Source organism: Anaeromyxobacter sp. Red801 (assembly GCF_049201065.2).
GTDB lineage: Bacteria > Myxococcota > Myxococcia > Myxococcales > Anaeromyxobacteraceae > Anaeromyxobacter.
On record NZ_CM181236.1, the window covers coordinates 1,248,362 to 1,267,365 of the forward strand.

10 protein-coding genes and 1 pseudogene are annotated in these 19,004 nt (G+C 76.1%); 6 read left to right on the forward strand and 5 right to left on the reverse strand.

What is annotated here, in order from left to right; all coding sequences use genetic code 11:
- Window position 1 precedes the first annotated feature (1 nt).
- Genes ACOQFB_RS05665 through ACOQFB_RS05675 form a run of 3 tightly spaced genes read left to right on the forward strand, consistent with a single transcriptional unit; the run spans window position 2 to window position 3,347 of the window.
- Window positions 2-763, forward strand: coding sequence for an ABC transporter ATP-binding protein (locus tag ACOQFB_RS05665; RefSeq protein ID WP_059437564.1), 762 nt, complete (start codon window positions 2-4; stop codon window positions 761-763).
- Window positions 760-1,989 (forward strand): ABC transporter permease, encoded by a 1,230-nt coding sequence (locus tag ACOQFB_RS05670; protein WP_059437563.1) that lies wholly within the window; start codon window positions 760-762, stop codon window positions 1,987-1,989. Before ACOQFB_RS05665 ends, ACOQFB_RS05670 begins: the two co-directional genes overlap by 4 nt.
- Entirely contained in the window at window positions 1,986-3,347 is a 1,362-nt protein-coding gene (locus ACOQFB_RS05675; RefSeq protein WP_421608919.1) for a TolC family protein, read from the forward strand. Before ACOQFB_RS05670 ends, ACOQFB_RS05675 begins: the two co-directional genes overlap by 4 nt.
- An 18-nt stretch (window positions 3,348-3,365) precedes the next feature.
- On the opposite strand, the gene ACOQFB_RS05680 is transcribed toward ACOQFB_RS05675, so the two are convergent.
- From ACOQFB_RS05680 to ACOQFB_RS05695, 4 genes are all read right to left on the reverse strand, one after another.
- Window positions 3,366-8,645, reverse strand: a complete 5,280-nt coding sequence (locus ACOQFB_RS05680; RefSeq protein WP_494492492.1) for a carboxyl transferase domain-containing protein — start codon at window positions 8,643-8,645, stop codon at window positions 3,366-3,368.
- A 261-nt stretch (window positions 8,646-8,906) separates the two neighbouring features.
- Window positions 8,907-9,470, reverse strand: coding sequence for a c-type cytochrome (locus ACOQFB_RS05685; protein ID WP_059437873.1), 564 nt, complete (start codon window positions 9,468-9,470; stop codon window positions 8,907-8,909).
- Window positions 9,467-10,567, reverse strand: coding sequence for a hypothetical protein (locus tag ACOQFB_RS05690; RefSeq protein WP_059437874.1), 1,101 nt, complete (start codon window positions 10,565-10,567; stop codon window positions 9,467-9,469). Before ACOQFB_RS05690 ends, ACOQFB_RS05685 begins: the two co-directional genes overlap by 4 nt.
- A gap of 133 nt (window positions 10,568-10,700) precedes the next feature.
- On the reverse strand, window positions 10,701-12,710 hold the full coding sequence (locus tag ACOQFB_RS05695; protein ID WP_421608922.1) for a hypothetical protein: 2,010 nt from the start codon (window positions 12,708-12,710) through the stop codon (window positions 10,701-10,703).
- 427 nt (window positions 12,711-13,137) lie between these two features.
- Between ACOQFB_RS05695 and ACOQFB_RS05700 the strand changes: the two are divergent.
- The 3 genes and pseudogenes from ACOQFB_RS05700 to ACOQFB_RS05710 form a co-directional block, all read left to right on the forward strand.
- Window positions 13,138-13,521: pseudogene (locus ACOQFB_RS05700) on the forward strand (MBL fold metallo-hydrolase); the annotation flags it as partial.
- Between the two features lie 112 nt (window positions 13,522-13,633).
- Window positions 13,634-14,092, forward strand: coding sequence for a hypothetical protein (locus tag ACOQFB_RS05705; RefSeq protein ID WP_494492493.1), 459 nt, complete (start codon window positions 13,634-13,636; stop codon window positions 14,090-14,092).
- A 201-nt stretch (window positions 14,093-14,293) separates the two neighbouring features.
- A complete protein-coding gene (locus tag ACOQFB_RS05710; protein ID WP_421608923.1) occupies window positions 14,294-16,255 on the forward strand; it encodes a cytochrome c3 family protein in 1,962 nt (653 codons plus the stop codon).
- Between the two features lie 83 nt (window positions 16,256-16,338).
- Here ACOQFB_RS05710 and ACOQFB_RS05715 read toward each other — a convergent pair whose 3' ends face one another.
- On the reverse strand, window positions 16,339-18,948 hold the full coding sequence (locus ACOQFB_RS05715) for a PEP/pyruvate-binding domain-containing protein (protein WP_059437878.1): 2,610 nt from the start codon (window positions 18,946-18,948) through the stop codon (window positions 16,339-16,341).
- Window positions 18,949-19,004 lie beyond the last annotated feature (56 nt).

Below are 19,004 nucleotides of genomic sequence, written 5' to 3' on the forward strand. Positions count from 1 at the left end.
CGTGGCCGAGACCCCGCTCATCCGGCTCGAGGACGTCTGGAAGACGTACGCCATGGGCGACGTCGAGCTGCACGCGCTGAAGGGCGTGTCGCTGACCGTCGAGCGCGGCGAGTTCACCGCGATCATGGGGGCGTCCGGCTCGGGCAAGTCCACCCTCATGAACCTGCTCGGCTGCCTGGACCGGCCCACCCGCGGCCGGTACCTGCTGGAGGGGCACGACGTGTCCGGCCTGTCCGCCGACGCGCTGGCCGCCCTGCGCAACCGGACGCTCGGGTTCGTGTTCCAGAGCTTCAACCTCCTCTCCCGCACCAGCGCGCTCGAGAACGTGGAGCTGCCGATGATGTACTCGGGCACCCCGAGCGCCGAGCGCCACCGCCGCGCGCTGGAGGCGCTCGCGCAGGTGGGCCTCACCGGGCGCGCCGACCACCACCCCAGCCAGCTCTCCGGCGGCCAGCAGCAGCGCGTGGCCATCGCCCGGGCCCTGGTGAACCGCCCGCGGGTGCTGCTCGCGGACGAGCCCACCGGCAACCTCGACTCGCGCACCAGCGTGGAGGTGATGGCGATCCTCCAGGCGCTGGGCGCGACCGGGATCACCGTGGTGCTGGTGACGCACGAGAACGACATCGCCGCGTACGCGTCGCGCGTGCTGGTCATGCGCGACGGCAAGCTCCGCTCCGACACGCGGCAGGTGCCGGTGGCGGCGGTGCCGCCGCCCGCCGAGGAGGCGGGGAGCGCGGACGGGCGGGAGGGAGGCGCGGCGTGAACCTGCTCCAGACCCTGCGCGTGGCGCTGCGCGCCCTGCGCCGCTCCAAGATGCGCTCGTTCCTCACCGCGCTCGGCATCGTCATCGGCGTGGCCGCGGTGATCGCGATGGTGGCGCTGGGCGACGGGGCCCGCGCCCAGGTGGCGAAGACCTTCGAGTCGATGGGCTCGAACCTCCTCATGGTGCTGCCCGGCAGCACCACCGCGGGCGGCGCGCGCGGCGGCTTCGGCAGCCTCCCCACGCTGACCTGGGACGACCTGCGCGCCATCCAGAACGAGGTCCCCTCGGTGCGCTACGCCGCGCCGCAGCTCCGCACCACCGCCTCGATCCAGTCCGAGGACCTGAACTGGACCACCTCGGTGACCGGCACCGGCGCCGAGTTCTTCGCCATCCGGAACTGGCCGGCGGCGCAGGGCGCGCTGTTCGGGCCGTCGGACGTGGACTCCGGCACCAAGGTGATCGTGCTCGGCAAGACGGTCGCCGACGAGCTGTTCGGGGCGGGGGCGACCCCGGTCGGCCAGCAGGTCCGCGTGAAGAACGTGCCGTTCCAGGTGGTCGGCGTGCTCGCCGCGAAGGGCCAGTCGCCCATGGGCCAGGACCTCGACGACGCGGTGTTCGTGCCCTACTCGACCTACCTCGCGAAGATCCAGGGCGGCCTGAAGAACCTCATCCCCGGCGTCATCGCGGTGAGCGCGGTGGATTCCGCCTCGACCGCGCGCGCCGAGCAGCAGGTCCGCGCGCTCCTTCGCGACCGCCACCGCCTGTCCGACGGCGCGGACGACGACTTCTCGATCCGCAACCTGGCCGAGTTCGCGAGCGCGCAGAAGGAGGGCACCGCCACGCTCACCACGCTGCTGCTCGCCATCGCGGCGGTGTCGCTCGGCGTGGGCGGCATCGGGATCATGAACATCATGCTGGTATCGGTGACCGAGCGCACCCGCGAGATCGGCGTGCGCATGGCGGTGGGGGCGCGCGCGCGCGACGTCCTCCTGCAGTTCCTCGCCGAGGCGCTGGTCCTGTCGCTCGCCGGCGGCGTGGTGGGGGTGGCGCTGGGGCTCGGGATCTCGTTCTGGATGGCCCGGGCGTTCGGCTGGCCGGTCATGTTCCGCGCCGACGTGGTGCTGATCGCGGTCGGCTTCAGCGGGCTGGTGGGCGTGGCGTTCGGGCTCTACCCCGCCCGGCGCGCCTCCCGGCTCGATCCCATCCAGGCGCTGAGGTTCGAATGACGATCGTCCCCCGGCTCGCCGCCGTCCTCCTGCTCGGCCCGGCGCTGGCGCTCGGGCAGGCGGCTCCGCCCGCGCCCCCCGCCCCGCCGCCGTCGCCCGCCCCCTCCGCGGACGCGGCGGCCGCCCCCGCGCCGGAGGCGCCGGCGCACCGCGTCCTCACGCTCGAGGAGGCGGTGCGCACCGCCCGGGCGCACCAGCCGCAGCTCCGCTCGGCGCGCGCCGCCACCGACGCGGCCCTCGCTCGCGCCGACCAGGCCCGCGCGCCGCTCCTGCCGCAGCTCACCGGGAGCGCCGGGCTCGGCCGCACCACCGACAACTTCGCCGGGAAGCCGGGCGGCGCGAGCTGGAGCACGAGCGGCACGTTCGACGCGCGGGCGGTGCTGAGCCAGACGCTGCTCGACCTGGGGCAGCTCGCCCGCTGGCGCGCCGCCGGGGCGAGCGCCGACGCGCAGCGCGCCTCCGAGCGCGCCACCGAGCTCGACGTGGTGGCGGGCGCGCAGTCCGCGTTCTTCGTGGCGCGCGCCGCGCACGCGCTGGTGCGGGTGGCGCGCGAGACGCTCGACAACCAGGAGGCGCACCTGCGCCAGGTGGAGGCGTTCGTGCAGGTCGGCACGCGCCCCGCCATCGACCTCGCCCAGGCCCGCGCCGACCGCGCGACCGCGCAGGTCCAGCTGGTGCGCGCCGGGAACGCCTACGAGAACGCGCGGGCGCTCCTCGCCCAGGCCATCGGCCTCGACTGGCCCGCCGACATCGAGCCGTCCGACGAGGCCATCCCGCCGGTGCCCGGCGAGGACGGCCCGCTCGCGCCGCTGGTCGCCGAGGCGTCCCAGGCCCGCCCGGAGCTGGCCGCGCTCGAGGCGCAGCGGCGGGCCGGGGCGCTGTCGCTCGACGCCGCGCGCGCGGAGTGGCTGCCCACGCTCTCGGCGCAGACCGGCGTCTCGGACGCGGGCACGCGGCCGGACGCCGACGGCCTGAACTGGTCGGCCACGCTGAACCTCGGGTGGAACCTCCTCGAGGGCGGCGGCTCGCTGGCGCGGGCGAGGGAGGCGCGGGCCAACCTGGCGGGCGTGGACGCGCAGGAGTCGGCGCTCCGCACGCAGATCACCGTGGACGTGGACGCCGCGCGCCAGGGCGTGCAGACCGCGCGCGCGGCGTCGGCCGCGGCCGACGAGGCGCTGGTGAACGCGCGCGAGCGCCTGCGGCTGGCCGAGGGCCGCTACCAGGCGGGCGCGGGGAGCATCATCGAGCTGGGCGACGCGCAGGTGGCGGCCACCTCCGCCGGGGCGCAGGTGGTGCAGGCGGAGTACGACCTGGCGGCGGCGCGCGCGAAGCTGCTGCGCGCGCTGGGCCGCGGCTGAGCTCCTCGTCGGCCGCGGTCAGCCCGAGTGGCGCGCGATTCCGCGCGCCACCGCGTCCACCAGGTACGGCCGCAGGTCGGCCGGCGCGATGATCCGGTCGAGCGAGCCGACGCGCCGGGCGCGCTCCACGGTGTGGACCCCGTCGAACTCGTCCGCCACCTCGCCCACTTTCTCCGAGCGCACCGCCGCGACGATCTCGGCCAGCCGCCCGCGCGCGGCGCCGCCCGCGGCGGCGGCCTTCTCCGCCTCGACGACCCGCGGGTCCTTCCGCGTGCGGGTCTCCACCTCGCGCGAGAACACCACCGCCGCGGCGGGGGCGCCGCCGATCACCGAGGCGCGCGCGCCCTCCACCGCCACCACCTCGATGTCCTCGCGGAGCGCCTTCGAGAACACCACGAACGCGCCGCCGTGGTAGCGGGACACCACGCAGAACACGAACGGCCCGCGGAAGTTCACCACCGCGCGCCCGATCTCGGCCCCGTACTCGAGCTGGAGCCGCCGCATCGACTCCGGCGAGCCGTCGAAGCCGGAGAGGTTCGCCAGCACCACCACCGGCCGGTTGCCGCTCGCGCCGTTGATGGCGCGCGCCAGCTTCTTCGAGGACTGCGGGAAGAGCGTCCCGGCGGACCAGAGCTCGGGCCCGTCGGCCGGCACGAACTCGAGGCGGGGCAGCGGGCGGGACTCGATCCCGAGCAGGCACACCGGCCAGCCGCCCAGGTGCGCGTCCCACACCACCGCGGTCTCGCCGCCGCGCAGGTCGCGCCACCGCTCCAGCGGCGGGTGGTCCTGGTCCACCGCGGCCGCCATCACCCGCCGGATGTCGAACGGCTTCTTGCGATCCGGGTTCGTCGCGGCGTCGAACACGTCGCCCACCGTCTCGAACCCGGCGCCGCCGGCCGGGCCGTGCGGCGACGTCCGCACGTCGCGCGCGGCCGGGTCGGTGGTCGCGGCCCGCCGCGGGAAGCGCTCCCCCGGGACCACGTAGGTGTGCTCGTAGTGGCGGAGCAGGATCTGGATCGCCTCGCCCACGCTGCCGGCCCGGTACTGCGCCTGGCCGTTCGGGCCCATGATCCGGTCGTACCCGCCGATGCCCTGGTTGTCCTCGGCCGAGACGCTGCCCGAGTAGTCGAGGGCCTCCTTCCCGGTGAGCACCATGGCCGAGCCCGGCGTCATCACCAGGATCCCGCGGGTGTGCATGAGCATGGTGGCCTCGGCGTTCCAGTACGGCTGCGCGCCGACGTTGATCCCGCAGACCACCACGTTGATCTCGCCGCCACCCTGCGTGAACGTCACGATCCGGCGGAGGACGCGCGAGATCCAGTCCATGTTCTCGGTGCCGCTGTCCATGGAGATCTTCGCGCCCGCCGAGACCGCGAACCACTCCGCCGGGACGCGCAGCCGCTCCGCCAGGTCGAGCGCGGCCTCGATGCGCCGGCACTCGGGCTCGGCCAGCGCGCCCATCGAGCGGCTCGGGTCGCCGAGCAGCACCACGCGCTGCATGCCCTCCGCGTGGCGCGCCGTGAACGTCCGGACCACGCCCACCACCACGTTGGCGCCGTTCTGGCCGGGCGGGCGCGACACCGGCGCCAGCGCGCCGGAGGCGTCGAGATCGTGCTCCACGAACTCGCCCGGCGGCACGCCGGCCTGCGAGTCGCGCGTCGGCGCGAGCATGCGCACCAGCTCGAACGGGTGGACGAGGCCGCGCCGCCGGAGCTGCACCACGCGCAGGTGGTACTCGGAGAGCGGCTCCAGCGGGCGGTCGGTGGGCGCGTCCCAGCGGACCGCCACGGTCCGCCCGTCGGTGGTGACGCGGACGAGCGCGTCCTTCAGCTCGCCGGTGTCCGGGTGGGGGACGCGGGCCGCGAGCAGCACCATCTCGAGGCCGAGCCCCTGGGTGGCCGGGCCGATCCGCTCGGCCACCCCGCGCACCTCGTCCCGCGACAGGAGCAGCGGCGGCTCCACCGTGAGCAGCACCCGGTTCCACTCGAGCCGCTGGTGCGGCGCGCGCCGCGCCTGGAAGCGGCGCATGCCCGCGAGCGCCTCGTGCAGCATGCGCTCGAGGTGCGGGAGCTGGACCACGCGGCCGCGGGCGTCGTGCAGCGGGGTGAGGTCGCGCACCTCGGCCACCGCGAACAGCCGCTCGTCGCGCGGGTTGTCGCGCGCCACGCCGCGGTACAGGTAGACGTCCTCCGGCGAGGGCAGGCGGGTCAGCTCGAACTTGGAGAGCCGCGCGAGCTGCATGCGCCGGAAGATCATGGGGTGGACGCCGCGGTAGCGCGGCTCCTCCACGAACTCGGCCGGCCCGCCCCGGAACGTGAAGTGGAGCTGGCTGGCCTGCCGGCCCAGCCCGCGGGCCGGGTACGCCACCAGCACCGAGGCGCGGCGCAGCGGCCGCCGGAACCCGGCCTGCGAGAGCGCGGCGCGCAGCTCGGCCGCGATCGCGTCGGGATCGCCGCCCGCCCCCTCGCGCCACAGGTACAGGTCCACCGACGTCTGGGCGCCCTCCGGCGTGCGCTCGGCCAGCCGCGCCGCGGCGGCGGCGGCGCGGGGCAGCTCGGCGGCCGGCGCGAACGCGGCCACGAGCTGGATGCGCCGCGACTCGGCGGCGTACTCGGTGAGCGTGCAGGCGATCCCGTCCACCTCCTCGACGGTGGCGGGCGCGGTGGCGCGGTGGCGGTAGTAGCGGCGGGTGAGGGTCTGGGCGAGCAGCCGCCGGAAGTCGGGCCGAGCCCGGGCCATCCTCGCCAGCATGAGCGTGCTGAGCGGCTGCGGGCAGGCGATGAGCCGGGAGACCAGCGTCTCGCGCGCGATCCCCTCGGCGCGCGCCAGCTCGGCGAGGTCCGCCTCGGCCTGCGCGTACACCGCCGCGCGGACCTGATCCAGCTCGGGCTTCTCGAAGCGGCGGTAGCGCAGCTCGCGGGCGAGGTCGCCCAGCGCGGGGAAGCGCTCCTGGCCCACCGCGGCGAGCCGGTCGAGCAGCTCGCGCGCGCCGGCGTCCTCCAGGCCAGGCGGGACGCCCTCGCCGGCCAGGCGCCGCTCCAGGATCCCCAGCACCGCGGCGAGCGGCGCCTCGGCGCGGTCGTGCGCCTTCTGGATCCGCAGCAGCGCCAGCTCGAGGTCGCGCCCCGGGGCGTCGAGGGAGACGTGGTAGAGCGCGAGCGCGCGGCGGAGCTGCGCCAGGAAGCCGGGCGAGAGCCCCTCGCCGCGGGCCTCCGGCTCGTGGAGGTAGCGCCAGAGCTCCTCCAGCGGCGGCGGCGCGTCGGCGGCGGCGTCCGGCGCGCGGCCGCGCGAGAACAGCGCCTGCACGTCGCCGAACGCGGCGAGCGCGCGCTCCTCCTCGCGCAGCGCCCCCGGGTCCTCCGGGGCCACGCCGGCGGCGCGGTCGCGCCAGCCGGCGGTGAGCGCCCGCGCGTCGGCGTCGGAGAGGTCGAACCCGAGCAGCAGCCGGTTCAGCTCGCGGAGGCCGGCGAGGTACCGCTCGTGCGCGGTGGACGGCTCCGCCGGCGGCTCGCCGCCCAGCGCGAGCGGCGCGCCCAGCGCGGCGGGCGGGCCCTCGCCCTCGGGGTCGATGCGCAGCAAGGGCGCGCCGGCGTCGACCTGGCCGTTCGGCACCGCCAGCACCTCGCGGACGACGCCGGCGGCCGGCGCGGGCACCGCCAGCTCGACCTTCATCGACTCGACGCGGGCGACCGGCTCGCCCGCGGCCACGCGCTGTCCGGGCACCACCGGCAGCGCCACCACCATGCCGGGCAGCGGGGAGGTGATCACGCCGCCCGGGTCGCGGGTGACGAGGTGCGGGACCCCGTCCACGTCCACCAGGTGGCGGATGCCGTCCACCGCCGAGAGCACGCGCGCGCGCCGGCCGCCCCAGGCCAGGCGGCGCTCGCCGCGGGCCAGGCGATCGACCTTCACGTCCACCGGCGCGGCGCCCGCCGGCGAGACCCGGTACGCGTCCGGAGCGGTCTGGCGCACCTCCAGCCGGTGTCGCTCGCCGGCGTGGAGCAGCTCCACCGCGCGGCCCGAAGAGGGGCCGACCCGCGGCCGCCCGCGGCGCGCCTCGGCCAGGAAGCGCGCGCGCTCCAGGTCCAGCTCCAGCTCGTACGACTCCAGCGCGGCGGCGAGCAGCGCCACCTCGGGGCTGGGCGCGACCAGCCGCTCGCGCGCGGCGGCGAGGCGGGGCAGGAAGCCCACGCCGGCCGTCCCGGCGCGCACCTCGGCGCGGGCCAGCAGCGCCAGCAGCCAGGCCTTGCTCGAGCCGCTCCCGCGCGCCAGCGCGTCGGTGTCCGAGAGCGCCTGGGCGAGGCGCCCCAGGGCGCGGCCGCGGTCGGTGCCGAGGGCGACGATGGTGGCGATGGGCTCGGCGCCGCCGCGCGCCTCGTCGCCCTCCTCGACGGCGGCCTCGGCGTGCACGTCGGGGTCGGAGGGCAGCCGCAGCCGCTCCAGCCGCCCGGGCGCGGGCGCCGGCTGCGCCGACTCGGGATCGCGCGCCAGGAGCCGGGCCGCGACGCCGTGGCCGCGCGGCGCCGGCACCGGGCGGAGCGGCGCGCCGGCGGCGAGCCGGACCGCCTGCCGGACCAGGTCCACCCCGGCGGCGGCCTCGACCGCCGCGGCCGACCGAGGGAAGGCGTCCACGCCGGCGAGCGCCAGCCGGCGCGTGGCCGGGTCGAACAGCAGCTCCACGCTGGCGATCCCCACCCAGCGGGCCGCCGCCGCGATCGCGAGCCCGAGCATGCGGGCGCGCGCGTCCTCCTGGGCGCCGAGCGCCGGCGAGGGGGACTCGGCCAGCACCGCCACGTCCGCGAGCCGCAGCGAGGCGTCGCCCACGCCGACGGCCTGCGCCTCGCCGTTCCGGTCCCGCGCCACCACGATCTCGAGCAGCCGCGCCGCGGGATCGGCCGCGCCGGCGGCGGCGAGCGGCACGCCCACCTCGTCCGCGATCGCCGCGAGCCCCTCCGGCGTGCGCACGCGCTCGAGCACCGAGGAGGACGGGCCGAGGAACAGCACGCCGAGCTGCTCGCAGGCCTCGGCGAAGGCGGCCCGCTCCGCCAGCGGCGCGGGGCCGAGCCAGGCGGCCTCGGCGCCGGCCACGTGCAGCGCCAGCTCCGGCGACCCCTCCACCTCCACCGCGGCGTCGGCGTCGCGGACGAACGGCAGGCGCCGGTCGCGCGGGGCGTGGACCGCCACCGCGAGCGCCGACTTCCCCTCGCGCGCCAGCTCGCGGATGGCGCGCACCGCGCGCCGGCCCGCCTCGCTCCGATCCAGCACCGCCACCCGCCCCAGCGACACCGCCTCCGGCATGCTCCGCTCCTCGCGCCCGCCGCCCCGGAGGGCCCAGGCGCGGCAAGGGACGGGGCCGCGACGGCGCGCGGCCCGTCCCGGACCTCCGCCGCGGGAAGGATCGCCCATTCCGGCCCTCGGGGGGAAGAAGCGTGCGCGCCCGGCGGACCGGGTGGGCCGCCGGGCGGTCCCCTGCGGGCGTGCGGACGTGCGCAGGCCCCGGCCGCCGCCCGCGCCGGAGCGCGGGGGCGACCGGGGCCCGGTGCCGGCGAGCCGTCGGCGCTAGCGGGCGGCGGACTGCGCCGGCGGGATCGGCGCCGGGACGCGGTTCTTGATGGCCGGGATCGACTGCAGGAACGCGAACATGGCGGACAGGTCCGCGTCGGTGAGGTGCGCCGCGTTCGGCCACGGCATGGGCGGGAGGATCTGGCGGCCGCGGCCGAGGTGGCGCCCGGTGCGGAGCGTCTCCTTGAACTCCTTCTCGGTCCAGGCGCCGATCCCGGTCTCCCGGTCCGGCGTCAGGTTCGCGGCGAACGTCGTGCCCCACGGGCCGGACGCGGCGGTCATGGTCAGCGAGAACACGGCGCCCCAGGGCCCCTCGGGCAGCGCGGGGGCGGGCGGCAGGACGAGCTGCTCCGGGTGGCCGGAGAGCATCCGGGTCATGTCGGGCTCGGCGCCGTTCGGCCCCATCTTGAACGGCGTGTGGCAGTCGTTGCAGCCGGCGATGGTGACGAGGTACTTGCCGCGGGCGATCGCGGCGTCCTTGCCGGCGGCCTGCGGGGCGGTGGCGGCCGCGAGCAGCGCGAGGGCGGCGGCGGCGAGTGCTGCGGTGGCGATGCGCTTCATCGGTTCTTCTCCTGGTGATCGGGTGCTGCCGGGTGGGTCGTCGCCGGTCCGAGGTCATCCCGGACGAAGGCGGCGACGAGGTCGAGGGCCTGCGGGTCGGCGAGCTTCGTGCCGAACGGCGGCATCTGGAGGAGCGGGTCGCGCGAGGCCATGCGCCGGACGAGCACGCTCGCCCCGGGCTCGCCGGGCGCGATGCGCAGCGGCGCCTCGCCCATGCCGGGCGGGTGGGCGCGGCTGGGCCGGCCGACCGCGGTGGCGAGCGGCGCGCGCGGGTCGCCGCCGCGCACGCGCTGGGCGAGGTCGAGCCCGAGCGAGGCGAGCTCGCCGCGGGCGTCGTGGCAGCTCGCGCAGTTCGCGTGGAGGTAGCCGAGCGCGGCGCGGGCGCGCGGGGAGGGCGCCGCGATCCGGGGCGGCGTGGCGAGCAGGTCCTCCGGGAGCCCGCGCAGCCGGCCGGTGCGCGCCAGCGCGGGCAGGTCCACGTCGCCCGGCGCGGCCGGCTCGGCGTGCGGCGCCAGCGGGTCGCGATCCGGGGAGAGCTGCAGCGCGGAGAAGCCGAGCACCGGCGTCGGGCCGCCCTCGTGGCAGGCGCGGCAGTCGGCGGCGGACGGCAGGTCGTGGCGCACGCCCGGCGCCACCTCCGCCACGCCGGGCAGGCCGCGCTCCGGCGCGCGCACCGCGTCGCTGCCGTCGGGCAGCCAGCGGTAGGTCGCGTACGTCCAGGCGCCGTCGCGGCCCAGGACCATGTAGCGCGTCTCGACGCGGCGGCCGCCGAACGAGAACTCCTTCCAGAGCCGCGTGCCCGGCGGGAACCGCCAGGCGTCCGGGTCCGAGGCGTCGATCGCCTGGCCGGCCGGGAGCCGGATCCAGCGCGCCTTGGCGGCGCCGTCGCTCCAGAGCGGGTACTGCGGCGTGTAGCGGAGGACGCCCGGCGCGACGACCCCGTGCGCGGCGTCGGCGAACAGGCCGGTGGCGGAGAGCCGCTCCGGCGCGGCGCCCGCGGCGCGCGCGCCGGCCGGCGCCGTCCACAGGGCGGCCGCGGCGGCGCCCGCGAGCGCCGCCGCGACCTTCCCGATGCGCTGCCACTTCCCCCCCGCCATCGCGCTCCCCCGGTGCGTCTCGAAGACGGGCGGAGGATGCCCGGGCGCGCGGGGCGGGGTTCCTAAAACATCGCTCGGCCGTTCCTAAGAAGTGCCTAAGCCGCCCGGCGCCCGTCCGGGGCGCCGGGGCAGCTCACGGCGTCGCGTACAGGAACGTCGTGTCCGGGAAGCGCCGCCAGCGCTCGGTGATCACGCGCCGGAGCTCCGCGTTCTTCCCGGTGGCGGCGTCCACGTGCGCCTGCACCAGCGCCTCCGCCGCGGCCCGGTCGCCGCGCGCCTTGATGCCGAGCGCGAGCGTCTCCAGGCGCTCCACCGACGCGCCCAGCCGCGCCCGGTCGAGCTCGAGGCAGCCCGCGTCGTCGCCGTTCGCGGCCTTCGCGTCCGGGCGCCACACCAGCGCGCCGTCGTCGGCGAGCGCGGCGAGCTGGATCGCGGCGAGCGCCGCGTACGGCCGCAGCCGCCCGTCCGAGGTGCGGACGCCGCCGCTCACCTGGCCGAACGCCCAGACCACGTTCTCGAGCAGCGCCCGGTCCGCCTGCGCGGGCGGGATGACGCCGCGCCCCGCCAGCCAGCCGGCGAGGTACAGCGCGCTCTGCTGCGCCTTCAGCTCCTCCAGCATGGCCGCCAGGTTCCCGCCGAAGATCTGCGGCGCGGTCCGGCCGTCCACCGCGTACTCGTGCGACGGGCCGAGGTTGTGCGCCGCCTCGTGCAGCACGAAGCCCATCCGCTCGGCGTCCGGATCCGGCGTGCGCCGGGCCATGGTGTCGGGGCACAGCACCGAGGCCGCGCGCCGGCGCCGGATCTCGAGGCTCTCCGGGTCGGTGTAGAAGTTCGTCATCGCCACGGTCCGGCCGCGGCCCTCGTTCGCCACCTTCCCCCAGTTCGGCAGGGACTGGCCCACGGTGGCGCCGCGGGGCGAGCGCGCGTCGCCGGCGTTCAGCACGACGGCGATGAAGTCCGGCAGGTGGAACGCGACCGGGCGCGCCGCGTAGGGCGGCCCCGCGAGCCGGGCCAGCGCCGCCTCCATGTCCTGCTTCACCGGCTCGAGCCGGCGCTGCCACGCCAGCGAGCCCGGGTCGATGCGCGCGAGCGCGAGCTCGAAGCCGGCCTTCAGCGCGCAGGGATCCGAGTACGTCTCGTCGGGCGCCACCCGCAGGAACCAGCGCGAGTTCTCGGCGTTCATGCGGGCCCAGGCCTCGTCGGCGCGCTCCCAGCCGCCGTCGCGGAACGCGCGCGCCGCCGCCAGCAGGTACGCGTGGAGCGCCCGCTCGTCGTCCGTGGCCCGGATCGCCGCGGCGGCCCGCTCCAGCGCGCGGGCGACCGCCTCCATGTCCTCGGGCCAGGCCTTCGGGTACGGCACCGCCGCGAGCCCGCCGCGCGCGTCGCGCACCACCGCGGTGAACGGGTTCGTGAGCGCGGCCGCGGCCGGCGCGCGCGCCAGCTCGGCGCAGAAGCCCGCGTCCGCCTGCAGGTCGGCCGGGTACAGGCCGGAGCGGCGCGGCGGCACCGGGGAGAGCGCGCCGCACGCCGGGTCGCCCTCGGTGGCGGGCGCGGTGCACCACGGCCCCTTGTTCACCAGGAACGCGAGCCGGGAGGGGCCGTCGCCGGGCGGGATGCGCGCCGCCATGCCGAGGGTGCCGAGCTGCCGCGCGCTCAGGCGCTCGATGATGCGGGCCGCGTCCACCAGGTGGCGTAGCATCTCGCGCTCGGCCGGGCGCAGGCCCGAGAGGTCCGCCTCCACCACCGCGAACAGCCGCTGCGACAGCTCCCGCGCCAGCGCCGTCTGGCGCGCCGCGTCGCGACCGGCAGGCTCCGCCGCCGGCGCGGACGCCCGGGCCTCGACCCGCGCCCAGGCGGCCCGGAACGCCGGGGTGAACCGGCCGCGGCGGATCCAGTGGTCGCGCGGCAGCTCGTCCAGGCCGAACACCAGCGCGAGCTCCGGCGGGTCGATGGCGCCGTTCGCGTTCGCGTCGCCGCGCCAGTGCAGCGGCAGGCCGAGGTCGAGCGCGGCGCGGTTCAGGCGCGCGCGGGCGCCCTCGTCCGCGGCGCGGGCCGGAGCCGGCGCCGCGGCGGCGCGGGCGGGCGAGGCGGTGGCGGCGGCGAGGAGGGCGAGCGCCGCGGCGAGGCGGCCGAGCGTCTTCATGGCGGGAGCTCCGGGGCTGGACGGGCGAGGAGGTCGGCCCATGGAGGCGCCGGGCGACCGGGCGTGACCCGGCGGCGCAGCGCCGAGGGGAATCCCCAAAAGCCGAAGGGGCCCACTGGTCCGGGCCCCTTCGATTCACCTTGTTGGTAGCTCGTCATCGCGAGCGTTGCGGCCGGCTCACCCGGCCTCGACTGCATTCGATGTGTCCTGCAGTTGCTCCGCTGCTATGCGACCTCCTTGGAAGGTGCTGCGTGCTTCACCTCGCATCGTGGCGATCCTCCGGGTCCGGCTCAACGCCCATTAGGGGGCTCATGACCGCTCGTGAAATCGCAGGGCTGCGCCGGGTGTGGGCGCCGGGTGCGCGCCGGCGCGCAGCGGCCCGCCGATGCGCTACGCTGGACGACCATCCTCCCCGGAGCCCGCATCCATGACCTTCGAGCCCGCCCGCGAGATCGCCCCCGGCGTCCACCTCATCGACACCGGCTACGTCCGGCCCCGCCTCGCGGCCGCGTACCTGGTGCGCGGCCGTGACGCCGCCGCGGTGGTCGAGACCGGGACCGCCGGCTCCGTGCCCCGCGTCCTCGAGGCCGTGGCGTCGGCCGGGCTCCGGCCGGACGACGTGTCGCACGTGGTGGTGACGCACGTGCACCTCGACCACGCCGCCGGCGCCGGCGCGCTCCTGCGCGCGCTGCCGCGCGCGCGCCTGGTCGTCCACCCGCGCGGCGCGCGCCACATGATCGATCCTTCGAAGCTCATGGCCGGCGCCTCGGAGGTGTACGGCGCCGAGCGGGTCCGCGCGCTGTACGGCGAGGTGGTCCCGGCGCCGGCCGAGCGCGTGATCGAGGCGGCCGACGGCTTCACGCTCGACCTCGGCGACCGGCCCCCGCGCGCTGGACGCGCCCGGGCACGCGAAGCACCACCTGGTGCTGCACGACCCGCGCTCGCGCGGCTTCTTCACCGGCGACGCGTTCGGCATCTCCTACCGCGAGACCGACTCGGCCCGCGGCCCGTTCCTGTTCCCCACCACCACGCCGGTGCAGCTCGACCCGCCCGCGCTGAAGGCGACGCTCGCGCGCATGCTGGCCGAGGCGCCCGAGCGCGTCTACCTCACCCACTACGGCATGCTGGAGGGCGACGTGGCCCGGCACGCCGAGGAGCTGGGGCGCGCGCTCGACGAGCACGTGCGCCTGGCGCGCGCGGCGCCCGCCGGGCCGGGCCGCCACGCGGCGCTGCGCGACGCGCTCGCGGGGCAGCTCCTCGCCGGGCTGGCCGCGCACGGCGCGCCGCTCGACCGCGCCGCCGCGCTGGACCTGTTCGGCGTGGACCTCGACCTGAACGCCCAGGGGCTCGAGGTCTGGCTGGACGCGCAGGCGGCCGGGTAGCGCCGCCGGGTGCCCGCCGCCTCGCGGCGCGACGCTCCCGGGTCGACATCGACGTTGAGTGAACGCAGGACGGCGCGCGCGGCCGCGCCGCATCCATTGGCGGGTCGAGACGATTTGCCCACGCCTCACGCGCGTGCCCGGCGACTAGGGTCGCGCACGGTTCGGATCGTTTGAATTCCACCGAACGAGAGGGAGCAGGGCATGCAATCCACGTGGATGTCGAGGGCGGGCGCCGCGGCGATGGCGCTCGCGCTGGCGGCGGTGACGGCCCCGGCGTCCGCGGCGGAGAAGGAGGCCACACCGGCGGCCTCCGGCTCCCCGCGCACGCTCCAGGGCTACGTCGAGCAGGAGAAGGCCTTCTACGACTACCTGAGGAAGGTCCACCCCATCTTCAAGTACGAGAAGGACGGCCGGCTCGTCGGCAAGTACACGATCAGCGACCGCGAGGAGGAGTTCGTCGAGTTCGGCGGCGGCAAGGCCTACGCCGAGAAGACCGGCGAGCACGCCTCCATCACCTACCGCCTGGGCCAGGAGTCGATCCTCGACCTTCCCAACAAGTTCGTCGGCTCGAAGAAGTGCGGCGAGTGCCACCCCGCCCAGTACGAGAAGTGGAAGCGCTCCCGCCACAACCTGGTGGTCCGGTTCCCCGACGAGATGGTGGAGACGAAGGACCTGACCAAGCCGCAGTTCGGCGAGGCGCCCATCCTGCCCCCGGGCATCACGCCCGACGCGGTCTACGCGATCATCGGCACGCCGCGCACCAAGTACGGCTTCCTGGACGCGTGGCTGGTCCGCGGCACCTACCACGTCGAGGGCGGGCTGCTCCGCGACGGCACCGGCACGCTGGTGGCGGGCGGCAACCAGCACTCCCGCACCTGGGCCGAGTCGCTCACGCCCGAGGTGGCGAGGCAGATCGCGACCTGGGTCCCCGGCTTCCCGACCAAGCTCGAGGAGTTCGGCGACAACGGCAGCAAGACCTGGGGCCTCACGTCCTACGGCTCGAAGAACCGCAAGACGATGATGTTCCAGCCGGCCACCGCGTACTGCGAGGTGTGCCACTCGTTCAAGTTCGACTTCAAGAGCCAGGAGGAGCTGATCCAGGCGCTGGGCAAGCCGGAGGAGCTGCGCAAGCACACCATCAACAAGGGCATCAGCTGCGAGGAGTGCCACGGCGCCGGCGCGCACCTCATGGGCGCGCGCGCCTCGGCCTCCTCCAACTGCGAGCGCTGCCACCAGCGGTTCGTCTGGAACGCGGACGAGGCGGCCAAGGATCCGCGCCAGGCGTTCAACGCGTACTTCAAGAGCCGCTGCCCGTCGTGCGGCACCGAGGGCTCGCAGGCGTACTACACCGCGCACTGGGAGTCGGGCATGACCTGCTCCACGTGCCACGATCCGCACGAGGTGACCGCGAACGACTGGCGCGAGCGGGTCACGGTGCCGGGCCTGAAGAAGGAGTGCCAGGACTGCCACCAGGCGCAGGCGTCCATGTTCGTCCACAACGACGTCCACGGCGCGAACAAGTGCTCGAGCTGCCACATGCCGAGCATGATGAGCTGCGAGAACTTCGGCGCGATCCAGTACACGGACGTCGCCGGCTTCGACACGCAGCGCACCTCGCACATCTTCAAGATCCTGGTGGACCCGAAGGCGAAGACGCTCGACCCGCCGCCGGGGAAGGACCGCAACTGGAAGGAAGGCGCCTGGCGGCTCGCGAAGAAGGACGGCAAGCCGTTCGTGGACCTGATGTGGGCCTGCGGCCGGACGAGCTGGGGCGACGACGACCTGGAGAGCGCCGGCGGCTGCCACAGCCCGGTGCGGTCGGAGCTCTCGAAGGACCTGCACTTCACCAACCAGCAGCAGATCTACGACCGGCTGATGGGGTGGCAGAACCCGGTGAAGCAGGGCGTGGCGGAGGCGAAGCGGCTGCTCGACGCGGCGCGCCCGGCCATCGCGAAGGCGAAGCTGCCGGCCGCCAAGCTCGGCCAGGCCACGCTCATGGCGAACCAGGCGCAGGCGATCCTCGACACCGTCGCGGCCGACGGCTCGTCGGGCGTGCACGCGCCGAAGTACACCATCGAGAAGGTCAAGGAGGCGCAGGTCCTGGCGCAGGGCGCGCTCGACGTGGTGGGCGCGAAGGCGCCGAAGAAGGTGTCGATGCGGTAGCGGACCGCGGCGGTCGGTCGTGATCGCCCGCGCGCCGGACGCGGGGCCCCCCGGGGCTCCCGTCCGGCGCGTCCCGTTCTCCCCTACGCCGCGGTCGGCGGCGGGGGAGGGCCGGGTGCGCCGGCGGGCTCGTCGGCGAGGTAGCCCAGCACCTCCTGCGTGACGCAGCTCGCGTAGAGCTGGAGCCGTGGCCCGCCGGGCGCCGCCGGGAAGTCGAGCACCCGCACCACGCCCGCCAGCCGCGCGTCGTCCGGGAGCAGCTCGGGCAGGCGGTTCGGCAGGGCGCGCAGCCGCTCGGCCTCGAGCGCGTGGCCGGGGTAGCCCGGGTACAGCGCGAGGTAGAGCATGTCCGCCTCGACGAGCTCGTTGAAGAAGTGCGAGCCGAGCGACACGTCGGGGATCACGTTGCCCATCCCGATGATCTCGCCCAGGGCCGCGACCCGGTGGATCTCGGCGAAGCTGACCGGCACGCCGAGGGCCGGCGTGGTGGTGCCCCAGCGCCCGGGGCCGAGCAGGAGGATCCGCCCGCCGTCCGCGGCCGTCGGGAGCCGCGCGGCGCGGCCGACCACCCGGGCGACCTCGTAGCGGTCCTGGGTGGAGAGCGTCGAGTAGGCGTCCGGGTCCACGAACACCACCCGGTCGACGGGCGCGTGCGTGCCCTGGCCCACCACCGGCCCGCGGCTCGCGAGCAGCACCGACTCGGCCCGCACCTGCGGCGCGGGCGGCAGCATCCCGCCCTCCTTCACCTGCAGCGGCCGGCACTGCACCAGGTTGACCCGCAGCTCCCCGCCGGAGAGCTGGTTCGCGGTGAACTCGACGTCCACCGGGTACCGGTAGGCGTCGCGGAGGATCGCGAGCATGGCCCGCATCTCGGCCACGAAGGAGGTCGCCCACAGCAGCTTCTCGAACGTGAGCACCCAGCCGCCGCCCTCGCGCCGCTGCACCGCGAACAGGTCCACCGGCAGGTCCGGGCTGCCCCGCACCACCGCGTCGATGCGCTCGGCCGCGAAGCGGTTCGCCTCCAGGTCGATGACGTCCACGCGGCGCTGCGCGTACTCGGTGACCTCGTCGAGGCTCGTCTCCGGGCGGAGCTTGGGCGCGTTGAGCGCGACGACGCGGGTGTAGTCGTCGTCGGAGCGGTCCACCGCCCGCGTGCCCATGCCGAACACCAGCCGCAGCACCCCGGCCTGCGGGTCGATGAGGTGGCTCCAGACGTACGGGTTGTAGGAGAGCGCCACCCCCGCGCACTGCGGGTAGAAGTACTTCCCGTGCACGCCGCCGGAGACCCGCTGCACCAGGATGGCCATCTGCTCGTCGCGGTCGAGCAGCCCCCGGCGCTCGCGGTAGTGCAGCGCCTCCTCGCTCATGGCGCTCGCGTAGACCGTCTTCACCGCGGCGAGCAGCGCCTCGAGCCGCTCCTCCGGCGAGCCCTGGTTCGGGCAGAACACGCTCTCGTACTTGCCGGTGAACGCGTTGCCGAAGCCGTCCTCCAGCAGGCTGCTGGAGCGGACGATGATGGGCGACTGGCCGTACGACTCCAGCATGAGCACGAACTGCCGGACCGCGAAGTCCGGGAAGGTGCCCGCCAGGATCCGGTCCTGCGCCTCGGCGGCGCCCTCCAGGAACGCGCCGCGGGAGCGCTGCCCGCGCCGCGCCCGCCACAGCCCGTTCCGCACCAGGTACGTGTAGAAGACGTCCGAGCCCACGAACCAGGAGTCGTGCGGCTCGAGGCGCCGCTTCCAGCCGGGCTCGGTGCGCTCCAGCACCGCACGCGCCACCAGCATGCCCGCGGCCTTGCCGCCCACCAGCCCGGTGCCGACCATGCGCCGGCGGATCGCGAACAGGTCGTCGAGGTCGAGGTAGCGCGCCGCCAGCTCGGTGAAGCGCTCGTCGCGGGTCAGCATCATGCGCAGCAGCGTCCGGAAGGCCTCCTGGCCGTCCTCCCAGGTCCGCCGGCCGGCCACCACGTCGTCCGCCACCGCGCGCGCCTGCAGGAAGCGCCGCTCCCACACGTCGATGCGCGAGAACGGGTCGTGGCGGCGCTCGGTGGCGTCGGCGAGCGCCTCGGCGACCACCGCGCTCTCGGTGAGCGGCCGGAGGGCGTCGCCCTCCCAGCGGTGCGGCAGGTACATGGTGGGCGAGTGGCGCCCCTGCACCTTGAGCGGGTGGACGTGCAGCGCCGCCTGGTGGCGGAACACGTCCACCAGGAGCTGCGTGGTGCTCCGGATCGCGTCCACCGCCTCGTGCGAGTGCCCGTCGCGCAGCAGCGCGAAGTACGTCACGGTCTCCAGCTCGTAGAGGTACGGGCAGGTGACCATGAAGAAGTTGCCGAGCATGAGGTCGCTGTACCAGTCGGCGGCCAGCCCGGAGAGGCAGTCGAAGACGTAGTACGCGCCCTTGCCCTGGGCCTCGATCACGCGGTGGATGCTGGCGGTGAAGCTCTCGAAGCCGAGCGCGGGGCTGAGCCGGTGCACCTGCGCGCCGGCCGCGTCCGGCACGAGCTGCGCGTGGCGGGCGAACCGGAAGTAGACGAGCCTGCGCCCCTCGGCCAGCGCGCGCGCCACGAACGGCGCGACCAGCGGCGCGTAGTCCTCCACCGACTCGACCTGCCAGACCACGTTGTCCCCGGGGCGGAGCCCCTGGACCACGGCGTCGAGGGCGGGGAGGCCGGTGCTGGCGGGCGAGGAGGGCATGGTCGGGGCCGGCGCCCCGACTCTCGCATCTGGGCGGCGGGGTGTCGACCGGGACG

Bases quoted from the DNA above. Each gene is read 5' to 3' on its own strand.
- ACOQFB_RS05675 (WP_421608919.1), top strand. From the start codon at position 1,986: ATGACGATCGTCCCCCGGCTCGCCGCCGTCCTCCTGCTCGGCCCGGCG.
- ACOQFB_RS05680 (WP_494492492.1), bottom strand. From the start codon at position 8,645: ATGCCGGAGGCGGTGTCGCTGGGGCGGGTGGCGGTGCTGGATCGGAGC.
- ACOQFB_RS05685 (WP_059437873.1), bottom strand. From the start codon at position 9,470: ATGAAGCGCATCGCCACCGCAGCACTCGCCGCCGCCGCCCTCGCGCTG.
- ACOQFB_RS05690 (WP_059437874.1), bottom strand. From the start codon at position 10,567: ATGGCGGGGGGGAAGTGGCAGCGCATCGGGAAGGTCGCGGCGGCGCTC.
- ACOQFB_RS05695 (WP_421608922.1), bottom strand. From the start codon at position 12,710: ATGAAGACGCTCGGCCGCCTCGCCGCGGCGCTCGCCCTCCTCGCCGCC.
- ACOQFB_RS05710 (WP_421608923.1), top strand. From the start codon at position 14,294: ATGCAATCCACGTGGATGTCGAGGGCGGGCGCCGCGGCGATGGCGCTC.
- ACOQFB_RS05715 (WP_059437878.1), bottom strand. From the start codon at position 18,948: ATGCCCTCCTCGCCCGCCAGCACCGGCCTCCCCGCCCTCGACGCCGTG.